General features: G+C 46.8%; 14 protein-coding genes. 9 read left to right on the top strand and 5 right to left on the bottom strand.

The window, feature by feature from the left end; genetic code table 11:
• Positions 1-152: 152 nt before the first annotated feature.
• The gene (locus RDN79_RS13625) at positions 153-1,103 is read left to right on the top strand and encodes an outer membrane beta-barrel protein (protein WP_298550719.1); all 951 of its coding nucleotides are present in this window, start codon (positions 153-155) and stop codon (positions 1,101-1,103) included.
• Positions 1,104-1,166: 63 nt separating this feature from the next.
• Here the strand turns inward: RDN79_RS13625 and RDN79_RS13620 are convergent, their stop codons facing one another.
• On the bottom strand, positions 1,167-1,484 hold the full coding sequence (locus RDN79_RS13620; RefSeq protein WP_298550717.1) for a winged helix-turn-helix domain-containing protein: 318 nt from the start codon (positions 1,482-1,484) through the stop codon (positions 1,167-1,169).
• A gap of 310 nt (positions 1,485-1,794) precedes the next feature.
• On the opposite strand from RDN79_RS13620, the gene RDN79_RS13615 reads away from it, so the two are divergent.
• From RDN79_RS13615 to nagB, 4 genes are all read left to right on the top strand, one after another.
• Positions 1,795-2,691, top strand: coding sequence for a diaminopimelate dehydrogenase (locus RDN79_RS13615; protein WP_298550715.1), 897 nt, complete (start codon positions 1,795-1,797; stop codon positions 2,689-2,691).
• Between the two features lie 29 nt (positions 2,692-2,720).
• Complete coding sequence (gene lgt / locus RDN79_RS13610; protein ID WP_298550713.1) at positions 2,721-3,554, top strand: prolipoprotein diacylglyceryl transferase; 834 nt, start codon at positions 2,721-2,723, stop codon at positions 3,552-3,554.
• A 37-nt stretch (positions 3,555-3,591) separates the two neighbouring features.
• A complete protein-coding gene (locus RDN79_RS13605) occupies positions 3,592-4,788 on the top strand; it encodes an FprA family A-type flavoprotein (RefSeq protein WP_298550711.1) in 1,197 nt (398 codons plus the stop codon).
• 73 nt (positions 4,789-4,861) lie between these two features.
• On the top strand, positions 4,862-5,674 hold the full coding sequence (gene nagB, locus RDN79_RS13600) for a glucosamine-6-phosphate deaminase (protein ID WP_186930675.1): 813 nt from the start codon (positions 4,862-4,864) through the stop codon (positions 5,672-5,674).
• A 67-nt stretch (positions 5,675-5,741) separates the two neighbouring features.
• Here the strand turns inward: nagB and RDN79_RS13595 are convergent, their stop codons facing one another.
• Positions 5,742-6,005, bottom strand: a complete 264-nt coding sequence (locus RDN79_RS13595; RefSeq protein WP_298550708.1) for a M48 family metallopeptidase — start codon at positions 6,003-6,005, stop codon at positions 5,742-5,744.
• A 149-nt stretch (positions 6,006-6,154) separates the two neighbouring features.
• Here RDN79_RS13595 and topA point away from each other — a divergent pair, with 149 nt between their 5' ends.
• Positions 6,155-8,500, top strand: coding sequence for a type I DNA topoisomerase (topA, locus tag RDN79_RS13590; RefSeq protein ID WP_298550707.1), 2,346 nt, complete (start codon positions 6,155-6,157; stop codon positions 8,498-8,500).
• A gap of 265 nt (positions 8,501-8,765) precedes the next feature.
• Here the strand turns inward: topA and RDN79_RS13585 are convergent, their stop codons facing one another.
• The 3 genes from RDN79_RS13585 to RDN79_RS13575 form a co-directional block, all read right to left on the bottom strand.
• Complete coding sequence (locus RDN79_RS13585; RefSeq protein ID WP_298550705.1) at positions 8,766-9,641, bottom strand: VIT1/CCC1 transporter family protein; 876 nt, start codon at positions 9,639-9,641, stop codon at positions 8,766-8,768.
• Between the two features lie 9 nt (positions 9,642-9,650).
• Complete coding sequence (gene argS / locus RDN79_RS13580; RefSeq protein WP_298550703.1) at positions 9,651-11,444, bottom strand: arginine--tRNA ligase; 1,794 nt, start codon at positions 11,442-11,444, stop codon at positions 9,651-9,653.
• 181 nt (positions 11,445-11,625) lie between these two features.
• Positions 11,626-11,898 (bottom strand): HU family DNA-binding protein, encoded by a 273-nt coding sequence (locus tag RDN79_RS13575; RefSeq protein WP_005637478.1) that lies wholly within the window; start codon positions 11,896-11,898, stop codon positions 11,626-11,628.
• Positions 11,899-12,085: 187 nt separating this feature from the next.
• Between RDN79_RS13575 and RDN79_RS13570 the strand changes: the two genes are divergently transcribed.
• The 3 genes from RDN79_RS13570 to RDN79_RS13560 are packed head-to-tail and all read left to right on the top strand — an operon-like array spanning position 12,086 to position 14,773.
• On the top strand, positions 12,086-12,796 hold the full coding sequence (locus tag RDN79_RS13570) for a rhomboid family intramembrane serine protease (protein ID WP_298550700.1): 711 nt from the start codon (positions 12,086-12,088) through the stop codon (positions 12,794-12,796).
• Positions 12,777-13,655 carry a rhomboid family intramembrane serine protease gene (locus RDN79_RS13565; RefSeq protein WP_298550698.1) on the top strand — a complete coding sequence of 293 codons (879 nt, stop codon included), beginning with the start codon at positions 12,777-12,779 and terminating at the stop codon, positions 13,653-13,655. The genes RDN79_RS13570 and RDN79_RS13565 overlap by 20 nt, the downstream gene beginning before the upstream one ends.
• Entirely contained in the window at positions 13,652-14,773 is a 1,122-nt protein-coding gene (locus tag RDN79_RS13560) for an endonuclease/exonuclease/phosphatase family protein (RefSeq protein WP_298550696.1), read from the top strand. The genes RDN79_RS13565 and RDN79_RS13560 overlap by 4 nt, the downstream gene beginning before the upstream one ends.
• Positions 14,774-14,846 lie beyond the last annotated feature (73 nt).

The raw sequence follows: 14,846 nt of genomic DNA, 5'->3' as shown, positions 1-14,846 counted from the left end.
TCGGCCATGATTGATGTATTGTATTATATGTACTATCTGTTCTACTTAAAGGTGTTTGAAGATACATAACCACATGGGAGAACGGCATGGGCTTTGAGTTTTGTTGAAAAATATATGTTGCAATTTTGATTAATTAAAAAATATAATCAAGAATGAAAAAGTTGATTTTTTCTTTGCTTCTGCCTTTCTTTTTAGGCAGTTGCGCCCCCAAAGTGTTGACGCACATAGAAAAGAAGTATCCATCCCGGGTTGCTGCGGATGAAGTCCATTTGTATGGAGTCGGGCAAACCGTGCCGGAAACGGCAGAGCGGATCGGAAGTGTAAGAGTGGTGGATGGCGGGGCATCCACCAAGTGCAACTACGAGCAGGTTGTGGCATTGGCCAAACAGGAGACGGCGAAGAGTGGCGGAAATGCTTTGGCGTTAACGGATCACCGGAAGCCGTCATTACTGGGTAGCAGTTGCCATCAGATCGCCGGCGATATGCTTTGGATCGGCGACACGGCAAATTGGGAAACGGGGACGGTTGCTAATTTGTCTGCTCCGGTTGGTGATAAAAATACCACCGGTGTGGCTAAAAGTGCTTTCCGGCATAGCACGTTCTATGCTAATGTCGGGTATGCTTTTATAACCAGTAAGTATTATTTACCGTCGGGTGCATCGGGCGATCCGAAAAATGGCATGGACTGGCAATTGGGTTATGATTGGGTGTCAAGGAGCGGCTTTGGAGCCGGGTTGATGTATTCGGGCTATAAGTCGTCTTATGCGTATTCGAATGTGGATGTCAAAGTGGGGCTTGCATACGTGGCGCCTCAGTTTGTGATGAAACAAAAAGTAGGCCGTTGGGGGATTGAGGAAAAATTCGGTATCGGCTATTTCAAGTATCGGGAGTCGGCGAAAGGCACGAGCGCTTCTCTTTCGGGTGTGGGATATGATTTCCTGTTTGGAGCGGAATATTATCTGTCTGATCATGTCGGGATCGGAGCAAACCTTGGATACATCGGCGGCTCTTTGCCGAAGCAGGACTATGCGGGTTATGGAGATGAGGAACATACCGGAATCTTTCGTTTGCACTTTGACGTCGGAGTGCGGTTCCATTTCTGATCGGCGGATTTGACAACCGGGAGAGGCTGGATTGGGTTCGGTTTCTCCCGGTTGGGTTGTCCGTCAGAAATCCAGTTGATATCCGATACAGGGATATGTCTGGATATGAATGTTTTTATCTTGTGATAATTTTTTACGAAGTTGCGCAATGTTGTTATTTAGACTTTCTTCGCTCGAATCGTTTCCCCATATTTCTTCGAGCAGTTGTTTGCGTGTGACTACCTGTCCTTTATTGGAGTATAGCTTTTGCAAAACCTGAAATTCTTTCGGAAATAGTTTTTCAATTCTTTTATCCGGATAAATCAGAAGATGTTTGGTCGCGTCTACCTGATAAGTGCCGATTGCCCATATCGCTGCCGGTTGTTTTTCGGACTGTTGCAATAGGTTTTGAATCTGAAATACCAATTCCGTAATGTCATACGGCTTTTTGATGTAATGGTTGGCTCCGGCGTCATAACTGCGGATGATCTCGGTTCCGTCCGTATGTGAGGAGGCTATGATGACCGGTAGTTGAGGGTATTTTATTTGTCATTTTCCTTTTTTGTTTCAGAGAGCAAGATAGTAAAAACATCCTATATGACATAGGATGAGGGAACCTCTTTTCATTTTAAACAAAAACAACATACCCCTTTCTTGTCAATCCCCTAATTATAACTACTTTTGTGGCTGAAGAAAAAGTAAAAACTAAAGTATGAAAAAGATTAGAGCTGCCATCGTTGGATATGGCAATATTGGAAAGTATGTATTGGAGGCCCTGGAGGCTGCTCCCGATTTTGAAGTTGCTGGTGTTGTACGTCGTAATCCGAATGATATTCCGGATGAATTGAAAGGATATACCGTCACTGATAATATAACGAAGTTGGATAAAGTGGATGTGGCTGTTCTGGCAACTCCGACACGTAGCGTAGAGACGTACGCCAAGGAAATACTTTCTTTAGGCATCAATACGGTGGATAGTTTCGATATCCACGGTGGTATTGTCGATCTGCGCCGTTCGCTCGATGCAGTGGCGAAAGCTCATAACACCGTTGCTGTCATCTCTGCCGGATGGGATCCGGGAAGCGACTCTATCGTTCGTGCTTTGTTGCAGGCGATCGTTCCGAAAGGAATTACATATACGAACTTCGGACCGGGCATGAGCATGGGACATACCGTTGCCGTGAAAGCCATCGAAGGGGTTAAGGCGGCCTTGTCTATGACAATCCCGATGGGAACAGGCGTTCACCGCCGTATGGTTTATATCGAAGTGAAAGAAGGATATGATTTTGATAAAGTAGCTGCAGCCATCAAGGCGGACGACTATTTTGTGCACGACGAGACGCATGTGATCCGGGTCGACTGTGTGGACGACCTGAAAGATATGGGGCATGGCGTGAACCTTGTCCGTAAAGGCGTTTCCGGTAAGACGCAGAACCAGTTGATCGAATTCGACATGAAGATCAACAATCCGGCTCTTACGGCGCAGATTCTGGTTTGCGTTGCCCGTGCAAGTTTCAAACAACAGCCCGGAGCCTACACGATGATCGAATTGCCGGTGATCGATATGCTTTATGGCGAAAGAGAGGACTTGATAAAAAAATTGGTTTAATAAATTGACAATGGATAATTGATATAATTATGCTTGATTTTATTACCTGGACGGCTGACCCCGCCATCTTTTCCATCGGTTCGCGTGAGATACGCTGGTACGGACTGGCGTTTGCCATCGGTTTCCTGATCGGTTACAAGATCGTGGAGAAGATGTGGGAAAGAGAGAAACTCAATCCGGCATGGATCGATTCCCTGTTGATTTACACGATGCTGGGAACAGTGATCGGTGCCCGTTTGGGACATTGCCTTTTTTATGCACCGGACTATTATCTGGCTCACCCGGTCGAAATTTTAAAAGTTTGGGAAGGCGGGCTGGCCAGCCATGGTGGAACGTTAGGCATAATTATCGCCGTCTATTTTTACTCTAAGCGGGTCAGCCACCGGAGCATGCTCTGGACATTCGACAAGCTGGTGGTCCCAACCGGCCTTGTGGCTGCTATGATCCGCTTGGGAAACCTGATGAATCATGAAATATACGGACATCCGACTGATCTGCCCTGGGGATTTCGTTTTATAGAAAACCTGCATGCATGGAAAAGAGGGGCTGCTCCCGTCTTTACCGTTCCCAGCCATCCTACACAACTCTATGAAGCTGCCAGTTATTTGGTGACTTTCGCTATTTGTATGTGGCTCTACTTCAAAAAAGATGCTTGGAAAAAGGAGGGGCTTATCTTCGGCGTGTTTATGATTTGCGTATTCGGTTCGCGCTTCTTCATTGAATTCCTGAAAAACGACCAGGAAGAGTTCGAAGCTGATATGATGCTGAATATGGGGCAATGGCTCAGCATTCCGTTCGTTTTGGCCGGTATCTATTTCGTATGGCGTGCCATGCGGCTTGGAAAAGGGATGAAGAAGAATTGATTATTTAATTTTCAACTTTTAATTTTTAATTTTCAAAGTGTATAAGTTAAAAGAAATAGCAGATGAGGTTTACTATGTAGGTGTAAACGACCGTCAAAAAGCTCTTTTTGAGAATATGTGGCCTTTACCTTACGGCGTATCTTATAATTCCTATCTGATCGTGGATGAGAAAACGGTCCTGGTCGATACGGTGGATGTGTGTTATTCCGATATTTTCCTGAAAAAAATAGCGGATGCTCTCGATGGGCGTCCTTTGGATTTCCTGATCGTGAACCATATGGAACCGGATCATGCGGGCAGTATCCGTTTGTTGCGCCAGCAATATCCGGATGTCCGGATCGTCGGGAACAAGCAGACTTTCGGCATGTTGGATGGGTATCACGGTATTTCGGCGGGATTGTATGAAGTGAAGGAAGGAGACACCCTGAACGTGGGCCGTCACCAACTGTCTTTCTATATGGCTCCGATGGTACACTGGCCGGAAGTAATGGTCACTTACGATTCGACTGACAAAATCCTGTTCTCTGCCGATGCCTTCGGTACTTACGGCACGCTGGACGGCGGTGTGATCGACTCTGAAATGAATGTGGAGCATTATTGGGAAGAGATGATCCGTTACTATTCCAATATCGTCGGTAAATATGGAAATCCTGTACAGCGTGCTTTGCAGAAGTTGTCGGCTTTGGATATCCGGACGATCTGTTCGACTCACGGCCCGGTTTGGCGCGAATATGCAGCTCATGCGATCGATATTTATGACCGCATGAGCCGTTATGAAGGGGAAGAAGGCGTGACAATCGTGTACGGTAGCATGTATGGCAATACCGAGCAAATGGCAGAAGCGATTGCAGCCTCTTTGGCCGCAAACGGGGTGAAGAATATCGTCATGCACAATGTCAGCAAAAGCCCCGCATCTTATGTATTGAAAGATATTTTCAAGTTTAAAGGCTTGATTATCGGTAGCCCGACTTACAGCAACCGCCTTTTCCCTGAAATCGAATCGATTCTGGATAAGATCGAAACACGTGAAGTGAAACATCGTCTTTACGGCTATTTCGGCTCTTTCACTTGGGCGGGAGCTGCAGTGAAGAACTTGGCGGCATTCGGTGAGAAGATGAAATGGGAAGTTGTGGGGGCTCCGGTTGAACAGAAACAAGCTCTGAAAGCTGATAAGTATGAAGAATGCTGGGCTTTGGGAGAAGAAATGGCCAGGAAATTGAAAATAAAGAATTGAGGATTGAAAATTCTTGGTCGTAAAGAATAAAGATATTACTTTTAGGAACGAAAGAACTAAATTAAAAAAGCGTATGAGACTAATTATTGAACCTAATTACGAGCAACTCTCAAAGTGGGCTGCTAATTATGTGGCTGCCAAGATTAAGAAGGCGAATCCTACGGCAGAGAAACCATTTGTATTGGGCTTGCCTACCGGCTCTTCTCCCCTGGGCATGTACAAGAATCTGATCGAACTGAACAAACAGGGTGTGATCTCTTTCCAGAATATCATAACTTTCAATATGGACGAATATGTAGGTTTGCCGAAAGACCATCCTGAAAGCTATCATTCTTTCATGTGGAATAACTTTTTCAGCCATATCGACATCAAGCCGGAGAATGTGAACATCCTGAATGGAAACGCAGAAGATCTGGAAGCCGAATGTGCCGCTTACGAAGCAAAGATGAAAGCTGTCGGCGGCGTGGACCTGTTCCTGGGCGGCATCGGTCCTGACGGGCATATCGCTTTCAACGAACCGGGTTCTTCTTTGTCTTCCCGTACCCGTGTCAAGTCTTTGACTACCGACACGATCATCGCCAATTCCCGTTTCTTCGACAACGATGTCAACAAAGTCCCGAAGACTTCCGTCACGGTCGGCGTTGCTACGGTATTGGATGCGAAAGAGGTGCTGATCATGGTGAACGGCCACAACAAGGCTCGCGCTTTGCAGCAGGCTGTAGAAGGCGCGGTAAACCAGATGTGGACTATCACGGCTTTGCAGATGCACCCGAAGGGGATTATTGTTGCCGACGAGGCTGCTTGCGCAGATCTTAAAGTCGGTACATACAACTATTTCAAAGATATTGAGAAAGACAATCTTTGTCCCTGCTCTTTATTGAAGTGATTTTTTTTATTCATAATAGTTTTGATTTAACATCGGAAGGCTGTATCTGCGATAGATGCAGCCTTTTTTATTGGTTGAACATGTCTTTGTTATAGAAGTTCATGATTGAAATCAGTTGATTGTGGGCGATTTGTGCGGGGCTGTCGGGGTTCAGGTCCATCGCCGTAAGGTAGTTGTTCAGGGCTTGCCGGATATCCCCTTTTTTGCGGTAGGCATTGCCGCGTAAGTAATACGCTTCATCCGAAAAAGCGTTTTTTTCTATGTATTCGTCCAACAAACGGATTGCTTCATCTGTTTTACCGTCGGTAATGAGTTGTTTAATAGTTTCCATTTCGAGATTTATGATTTATAATTTATGAATTATAGATGCCGATTTGGGCAGATAAAGTGCAAATTTAAATCATAAATCATAAATGATAAACCATAAATCGTGGATTTTGTGTAAGTTTGCACCCGATTTCAAAAAGATAAGACGTTATTATGCAAAAGAATCTGGTAATAGTGGAGTCACCCGCTAAGGCAAAAACCATTGAAAAGTTCCTCGGAAAAGATTATAAGGTTATGTCGAGCTATGGTCATATCCGCGATCTGAAGACGAAAGAGTTTAGTATTGACATCGAACATGATTATGCTCCGCAGTACGTGATACCGGCCGACAAGAAGAAGTTGGTCAGCGAACTGAAGTCCGAAGCCAAGTCGGCCGGACAGGTATGGCTCGCTTCCGATGAGGACCGTGAGGGAGAAGCCATATCCTGGCACTTGTATGAAGTGCTGGGTCTGAAACCTGAAAATACCAAACGTATCGTCTTTCATGAAATTACCAAGAATGCCATTCTGCATGCAATTGAAACTCCGCGCGATATCAATATTAACCTGGTGAACGCCCAACAGGCACGCCGTGTGCTGGACCGTATCGTGGGGTTCGAACTTTCGCCGATTTTGTGGCGTAAGGTAAAACCGGCTTTATCGGCCGGGCGTGTGCAGTCGGTCGCTGTGCGTCTGATTGTGGAACGGGAGCGGGAGATCAATGAATTTGTAAGCGAAGCGGCTTTCCGTGTGATTGCCAATTTTATCCTGCCGGACGGGACAACGGTGTTGAAGGCCGAGCTGAACCGCCGCTTGAAAGACAAGAAAGAGGTGGAAGCCTTTTTGGAATCCTGTAAGAATGCTTCGTTTACGATTGACGATATCACGACGAAACCGGTAAAAAAATCGCCGGCACCTCCTTTTACGACTTCCACTTTGCAGCAGGAAGCGGCTCGTAAGTTAGGATACTCCGTGTCGCAGACGATGATGATCGCACAGCGTTTATATGAATCCGGGTTGATTACTTATATGCGTACCGACTCCGTGAACCTGAGTGACCTGGCGTTAGGTACGGCAAAAGAAGCTATTTTCGAAACATACGGTGAGAAATATTATAAGTTCCGCCAATACCATACCAAGAGTAAGGGGGCGCAGGAAGCGCACGAAGCGATTCGTCCGACTTATATCAGCAATGTGGAGGCAGGAAGCTCTCCGCAGGAAAAGAAATTGTATGAACTGATCCGTAAACGTACGATCGCTTGCCAGATGGCGGATGCCGAATTGGAACGCACGACTATTTCGGTCGGTATCAGCGGACAGACGGAACGTTTTGTCGCTGTCGGCGAAGTGATCAGTTTCGAAGGTTTCCTCCAGGTCTACATGGAAAGCAATGACGACGATGTGGAGAAAGAACAGGAAAACGGCCTGCTTCCTCCGGTAAAGCTTCATGAGGCATTGGCGTTGAAAGATATCGTGGCAACGGAACGTTTCACGCAGCGTCCTCCGCGCTATACGGAAGCCAGTCTGGTTCGGCGCCTGGAAGAACTGGGGATCGGACGTCCGTCTACCTATGCACCGACTATCCAGACGATCCAGAACCGCGAATATGTGGTGAAAGGAGATAAGGAGGGGGCGGAACGTACTTATACGGTTGTTTCGCTGTCCAAGGGAAAGATCAAGGAGACGGAGAAGACCGAGATCGTCGGGGCCGACCGCAATAAACTGATGCCGACCGATATCGGTACGGTGGTAAACGACTTCCTGATGGAGTATTTTCCGGATGTGCTGGACTACAACTTTACGGCCAGCGTTGAAAAGGAATTCGACTCGGTTGCCGAAGGCGAACTGGTCTGGACGAAGGCTATCGATAAATTCTATAAGATTTTCCATCCGATCGTCGAGGCCACGGCTGCCGTTAAGACCGAACATAAGGTAGGGGAGCGCGAACTCGGCATCGATCCGAAGAGCGGCAATCCGGTATTTGTAAAGATCGGCCGTTATGGGCCTGTCGTTCAGATCGGAGTTGCCCATGCCGACAACAAAGAGGCGCCGAAACCTCAGTTCGCCTCTCTGATGAAAGGCCAGTCCATCGATACGATCACATTGGAAGAGGCTCTGAAACTCTTCGACCTTCCCCGTACGGTCGGCGAATATGAAGGCAAGGTGATGGTGGCTGCTGTCGGCCGTTTCGGGCCGTTTATCCGTCATGACGGTAAATTTGTCTCTATCCCGAAAGATTTGAATCCGCTGACGATCACGGCTGAGGAAGCAATCGCCCTGATCGATGGTAAAAGGGAAAAAGACGAACAGCGTTTTATCAAGAAGTTCGAAGAAGATCCGGAGATGGAAATACTGAAAGGTCGTTTCGGCCCTTATATTTCTTATCAGAAAGCGAACTATCGTATTCCGAAGACGGTAACCGATCCGACTGCCTTGACGTTGGAAGATTGCAAGAAGATCATAGCCGAGGCAGGAGAAAAACCGGCAGCAAAGAAGACAACGCGCAAAAAGAAAGCCTGATAAAAGTCGGGCCGATCGTTCCTGGGGATAGATCAGTTCATCATTTGCCGGGAGTTGTTACTGCCCATCGAATCAGCAGTATTAAAAAAAACGGTGCCTGTCGTTTCTTCAAAAGACGGGCACCGGTTGCCGAATAGATGCCTACCTTTTTCCTGTTAGGCTATAGGCTTTTTGCGAATAGGTTATAGCCTTTTTGCGGACAGGCTATAGGTTGTATTTTTTTAGCCTATAACCTATATTCTATGGGGCAGGGACCCTTGATACCTTATACATCTATCCCCGTAAACTCTTTCAGCGCATAGCCGATCAGGAAACTTAAAGTGGCAACGCTGAAACTCAAAACTGCCATTTCAGTGAACCGCTTGCGGAAACTTTCGCTTCTGGCTACGGAATAGTAGTAGTTGAACAAGGCGATAATCAATAGGGCGGAAAGCAACATAATGCCTAATGCCGCCAATACGTTGCTGATGAAGATAAAGGGAGCTACCAGCGCGATGACGGTGAAAATATAAGCTATCCCCGTGTAGATAGATGCTTTTACTGGATGTTTCCCTTCTCCGCCGCCTTCGGATTTTGTGGATAGATATTCTGATGAAGCCATTGAAAGTGCTGCCGCAATCCCTGTGATGCTGCCGGTCAAAGCGATCAGTTTCGAATCGCTAAGGGCCAGCGTGAAACCTGCCAGCGCACCGGTGAATTCCACTAAGGCGTCATTCAGTCCTAACACTACGGAACCCATATATTCAAGTCTTTCCTCGTTAATCAGGGCAATGAGTTTTTCTTCATGCTCGTCTTCGTCTTTGGCAATCTGGAGTAGATCCGGATAGTCCTGATAGGCGGCATATCCGTTTTTTGCACCTTCCTCGCTGCCTTCCATTAGCTTGATGGCAAAAGTGATGCCTAATATGCGGGCCAGGAGGTAATATTTCAGGACTCTCCACGTATAAGGGGCGACCTCCCGTCCGGTATATTTCTTCAAGATTCCGTAATGTCCTTTTTCATCGGCTGAAATACGGAGCAGCACGTTCCGGTTACCCGGATCTTTCTCGATTGCCGCCAGTTTCGTATAAACAATGCTCTCCGTGATTTCATTGCGCTGAAACCGAAGGAGGGCATCGTATGTTTGTTGATTTATGTTCATGATCGCTTATTACATTCTTTCCGGAACCTCTATCCCCAGTAACGACATGGCCGATTTAACGATTTTGGCTACGTTGGCGGAGAGGACAAGGCGGAATATCTTCACTTCCTCGTTTTCTTCGCGGAGGATAGAGAAATCGTGGTAGAACTGGTTGTATTCCTTGACCAGGTCGTACGTGTAGTTGGCGATGAGGGCGGGACTGTATTCCTTTCCTGCTTCGCGAACGACAGAAGCATAGTCGGCTATCATCTGGATCAGGTTTTCTTCCTTCTCGGAGATCGTAGTCGTTGTCGGCAGTTGTCCGGGTAAGACGATGCCCTGTTCGGCGGCTTTACGTAAAACGGAACGGATGCGGGCGTATGTGTATTGGATGAACGGACCGGTATTACCGTTGAAGTCGATCGATTCCTTCGGGTTGAAGGTCATGTTCTTGCGCGGGTCCACTTTCAGGATGAAGTATTTCAGGGAACCGAGGCCGACCATACGTGCGATGGCTTCGGCTTCTTCCGGTGTCATTTCGTCCACTTTGCCCAGCTCCTGCGAGATTTCGCGGGCTGTACCCACCATCTCTTCCATCAGGTCGTCGGCATCGACAACCGTTCCTTCGCGGCTTTTCATCTTGCCTTCCGGCAGTTCGACCATGCCGTAAGAGAAATGTACGAGGCCTTTGCCGAACTCGAAACCCAATTTATCCAACAGGATGGACAATACCTGGAAATGGTAGTTCTGTTCGTTTCCCACCACATAGATCATTTTGTTGATCGGATAGTCGTCGAAACGCAATTTGGCAGTTCCGATATCCTGTGTCATGTAGACGGAGGTACCGTCGGCACGGAGCAACAGTTTTTCATCCAGGCCGTCTTTGGTCAGGTCTGCCCATACGGAACCGTCTTCACGGCGGTAGAAGATGCCTTTGTCGAGTCCTTCCAGCACTTTGCCCTTGCCTTCCAGGTAGGTCTGTGATTCGTAATAGATCTTGTCGAAGTCTACGCCCATCATTTTGTAGGTCTCGTCGAATCCGGCGTACACCCAGCTGTTCATCATTTCCCAGAGAGCGCGTACTTCCTTGTCGCCCGCTTCCCATTTGCGAAGCATTTCGCGTGCTTCGGCCATCAGGGGAGAAGCGGCTTCGGCCTCCTCTTTCGTCATGCCTTTCGCTTCGAGGGCGGCAGTCTCTTCTTTCAGCTTGTTGCTGAAAAGAACGTAGAAGTCGCCGATCAGGTGGTCGCCTTTCTTGCCGGCCGTTTCGGGAGTCACGCCGTTGCCCCATTTCTGCCAGGCGAGCATGGACTTGCAGATATGGATACCGCGGTCGTTTACGATGTTCGTCTTTACCACTTTATTACCGTTCGCTTTCATGATCTCGGACAGGCTGTAGCCCAACAGGTTGTTGCGCACGTGACCGAGGTGGAGCGGTTTGTTGGTGTTGGGGGAAGAATATTCGATCATGACCAGCGGGGATTGTTCCGTTACAGGAATGATCCCGTATGATGGTTGTCCGTTGATTCCGTTTAATAAATCGATCCAGCAGGCACAGGCGACGGTCAGGTTGAGGAATCCTTTGATTACATTGAATTCGGCTACTGCCGGTTCGTGCCGGAGCAGGTATTCGCCAATTTCCCGGGCTGTCTGTTCCGGTGATTTCTTCGACATGCGGAGGAAGGGGAAAACTACCAGAGTCAGATGTCCTTTGAACTCTTTCTTTGTCTTTTGCAGTTGTACCTGGTTGGCGGCCACATCGGCGCCATACAGTTCTTTTATGCCGGCAATGATCGCACCGGTAATCTGTTGTTCGATAAGCATATTCGTTTAGTATATGTTCGGATTTATTTTGCCGCAAAGGTACGGGTTTATTTTGTAAAAACCATAGGATCGGTATGAGTAAGGGAAGACATAACTATGATTTGATAAAGTGGCCGGTATGCAATAAAAAAGGCACCTCATTTACGGGATGCCTTTTTTATTATAAGAGTGTAAGACTAATTTACTTGATAATTTCTGTCAATTCGGCGCCAGCTTTAAATTTAACTGATTTACGTGCCGGAATTTCGATTGGTTGTTTAGTCTTCGGGTTAACGCCTTTGCGTGCAGATTTTTCAGCAACAGAGAAAGAACCAAAACCTAAAAGGGCAACTTTGCCGCCTTCTTTTAATTCGCTGGATACTGTTTCAACAAAAGCTTCTACAGCTTTCTTTGCATCAACTTTGCTTAAACCGGATTTTTCGGCTACAGCATTGATAAATTCTGTTTTGTTCATGATGGTTTGATAATTAATATATTAAACAATTTTTGTGATAGCCTAAAAAGTCGGTGTCAAATGTAATTCTATTTTAATATATCGCAAAGAAAAAAAGAGTTTTTTTTATTGATTTACTATGTTTTAGTGCTGTTTTTTCAGAAAACTACCAAAATATATATACCTTTGTCCTTAAATTGATAAATATATGATGAATCAAAATAGTTCGGGATTCCTGAGCAGTATCCCGATGGTTACGAAAAACCTTATCATTATCAACCTGTTGTTTTGGGTAGCGAGCCTTGTTTTACCTAAAGTCGGGATTGATTTAGTCCAGTTATTCGGACTGCATTTTCCGGGTGTGAAGGATTTCTATCCGTTCCAGTTCGTCACCTATATGTTCATGCATGACACCCATTCGTTCGCACACGTGTTCTTCAATATGTTCGGCGTGTATATGTTCGGGCGCGTGCTGGAGAATGTCTGGGGGCCGAAACGCTTCCTTATCTTTTATATGGTGACGGGGATCGGTGCAGGTATCACGCAGGAGTTGGTTTGGCTGTATTCCGTCCATTCTTTTGCAAGTGCGAACGGGGTGACTTTGGCGCAGTTGGTGGCGGGAGATCCTTCGTTGAACTATCTGATTACGATCGGCGCTTCAGGTTCCGTATTCGGTATTTTGCTGGCGTTTGCCATGCTGTTCCCGAATGTACCGCTTTATCTGATGTTCATCCCGATTCCTATCAAAGCCAAGTACTTCGTGATTTTTTACGGATTGGCCGAATTATTTATGGGTGTCGCTAACAACGGCGGCGATTCCGTGGCGCATTTTGCACACTTGGGCGGTATGCTTTTCGGTTATTTCCTGGTACGGTATTGGAAAAAGAAAGATATAGGCAATGGGCGATATTTTTACTAATCTCAAACGGACTTTCAATTCCGGTAACATCCTGGCGAAACTGATCTATATCAATGTCGGGCTGTTTGTTATCATACGGTTGGCAAGTGTGATTCTGATGCTGTTCAACCTGAGCGGTTTCCCGTTTTTGCAGTATCTGCAGATGCCTTCGTCTCCCGAATTGCTGCTGTACCGGCCGTGGACGATCATCACTTATATGTTCACGCATTTCGACTTCCTGCATATTCTGTTTAACATGCTGTGGTTGTACTGGTTCGGCGGTTTGTTCCTTACTTTCTTCAGTGAGCGGCAATTAGGCGGTTTGTATCTGTTAGGAGGCATTGCCGGAGCGGTCCTGTTCCTGGTGGCGTACAACATATTCCCTTATTTCCGTACCGTTGCCGCCTATAGCTATTTGATGGGAGCGTCGGCTTCGGTCATGGCCATTGTGTTTGCCGTCTCTTTCTACCGGAAAGATTTGGAGATCGGCCTGTTCCTGATCGGAAGGATCAAGTTGATTTACCTGGCCCTGTTTACATTTGTGATCGACTTGCTGGCCATTACATCGACGAATGCCGGCGGTCATATCGCCCATATCGGCGGAGCGTTGTTCGGTATCTGGTTCGCCGCCCGGATCAAGGAAGGCAAAGACTTGACGGCTCCGATGAACCGCCTGCTCGACCGGGTGGCGAATCTGGGAAAACGGAAACCCAAGATGCGTGTGACCTATAAACGCCCGGAGACCGATTATGAATATAATGCCCGCAAACAACGGGAAACAGCCGATCTGGATGCAATATTGGACAAATTGAAACGTTCCGGTTACGAAAGCCTTTCGGCAGAAGAAAAGAAAAAACTATTTGATGCCAGCAAAAAATGAGCGAACGGTTTAAAGCGATCAGGATTCTGTTTAAATCTGTAGTCGGTACTGCCAATGTGGTAGTCATCCTGCTATTCATTGCTTCTGCCTTTTCGGACCGGATTTCGCCGGATAGGAGTGTATTCTTCTCTTATCTTGGGTTGGGATTTCCTGTGTTCTGCGTTTTGAACCTCTGTTTTATTATTTATTGGTTGTTCCTTAGGGAATGGCGGTTCGTCTTGATCGGGTTATGTTCGTTCCTGCTTTGCAGGGGACCTGTAAGCCGCTATTTCCCTTTCCACGACAGGGTGGGCGATATTCCGAAAGAGAACGTGTTGAAAGTTTTGACTTATAATGTCATGGGATTCGGTTATAAAGGTCATACGGAAGATTCTCCGAATCCGATCCTGCGTTATATTGCGAATTCCGGCGCGGATATCGTATGTCTGCAGGAATATGCGGTCGGTACTTCCAAGAACTTTTTAACGAATCAGAAGATCGCCGATGCGTTGAAGATGTACCGGTATCGCTCCGTTATTCCGGTCGGTACTTCCGGTACGCTCAAATTCAATATCGCCGTGTTTTCCAAATATCCGATCTCCAAATCCCGTAAGATCAAGTATGGGAGTTCTTTTAACGGCTCGTCCATCCATGAACTGGATATAAACGGAAAGAAACTGACCTTGATCAATAACCACCTGGAGTCTTTCAAGCTGACGATGGAGGACCGGAGCCATTATTCCGCCTTTATCAAGAACCTGAATTCCGAGACCCTCGACGGTTTGAGAAGTTCCATCGAACAGAAGTTGGGGCCGGCCTTCCGGATACGTGCCCGCCAGGCGAGAGCTGTCGCCGAGGAAATTAAAAAGATCGATACCGATTATATATTGGTTTGCGGTGACTTCAACGATACGCCGATTTCCTATGCCCATCGTACGATCCAAGGGCCGCTGAAGGATGCCTATGCCGCTTCCGGCCGTGGTGTCGGGGTCACTTATAATGAAAACTTCTTCTGGTTCCGGATCGACAACATCCTGCATTCCGACAACATGAAACCGATCAACTGCACGGTCGACAAGGTGCGCTACTCCGACCACTATCCGCTGTGGTGCTATTTGCAGTTGAAAATGGACAAATGACAATGAATATAGTTTTTATCCTGATTAATGATATAATTTATTCAATAATGAAAGTTGTGGCAGGTATTGTCGA

This window comes from uncultured Parabacteroides sp. (assembly GCF_902493135.1).
GTDB lineage: Bacteria > Bacteroidota > Bacteroidia > Bacteroidales > Tannerellaceae > Parabacteroides.
Note: the sequence above shows the minus strand (reverse complement) of the source record. Positions and strands in the feature narration are given on the sequence as shown.

Excerpts from the sequence above, each read along its gene's own strand:
- RDN79_RS13625 (WP_298550719.1), top strand. The coding sequence starts at position 153 with ATGAAAAAGTTGATTTTTTCTTTGCTTCTGCCTTTCTTTTTAGGCAGT.
- RDN79_RS13615 (WP_298550715.1), top strand. The coding sequence starts at position 1,795 with ATGAAAAAGATTAGAGCTGCCATCGTTGGATATGGCAATATTGGAAAG.
- lgt (WP_298550713.1), top strand. The coding sequence starts at position 2,721 with ATGCTTGATTTTATTACCTGGACGGCTGACCCCGCCATCTTTTCCATC.
- nagB (WP_186930675.1), top strand. The coding sequence starts at position 4,862 with ATGAGACTAATTATTGAACCTAATTACGAGCAACTCTCAAAGTGGGCT.
- RDN79_RS13595 (WP_298550708.1), bottom strand. The coding sequence starts at position 6,005 with ATGGAAACTATTAAACAACTCATTACCGACGGTAAAACAGATGAAGCA.
- topA (WP_298550707.1), top strand. The coding sequence starts at position 6,155 with ATGCAAAAGAATCTGGTAATAGTGGAGTCACCCGCTAAGGCAAAAACC.
- RDN79_RS13585 (WP_298550705.1), bottom strand. The coding sequence starts at position 9,641 with ATGAACATAAATCAACAAACATACGATGCCCTCCTTCGGTTTCAGCGC.
- argS (WP_298550703.1), bottom strand. The coding sequence starts at position 11,444 with ATGCTTATCGAACAACAGATTACCGGTGCGATCATTGCCGGCATAAAA.
- RDN79_RS13575 (WP_005637478.1), bottom strand. The coding sequence starts at position 11,898 with ATGAACAAAACAGAATTTATCAATGCTGTAGCCGAAAAATCCGGTTTA.
- RDN79_RS13570 (WP_298550700.1), top strand. The coding sequence starts at position 12,086 with ATGATGAATCAAAATAGTTCGGGATTCCTGAGCAGTATCCCGATGGTT.
- RDN79_RS13565 (WP_298550698.1), top strand. The coding sequence starts at position 12,777 with ATGGGCGATATTTTTACTAATCTCAAACGGACTTTCAATTCCGGTAAC.
- RDN79_RS13560 (WP_298550696.1), top strand. The coding sequence starts at position 13,652 with ATGAGCGAACGGTTTAAAGCGATCAGGATTCTGTTTAAATCTGTAGTC.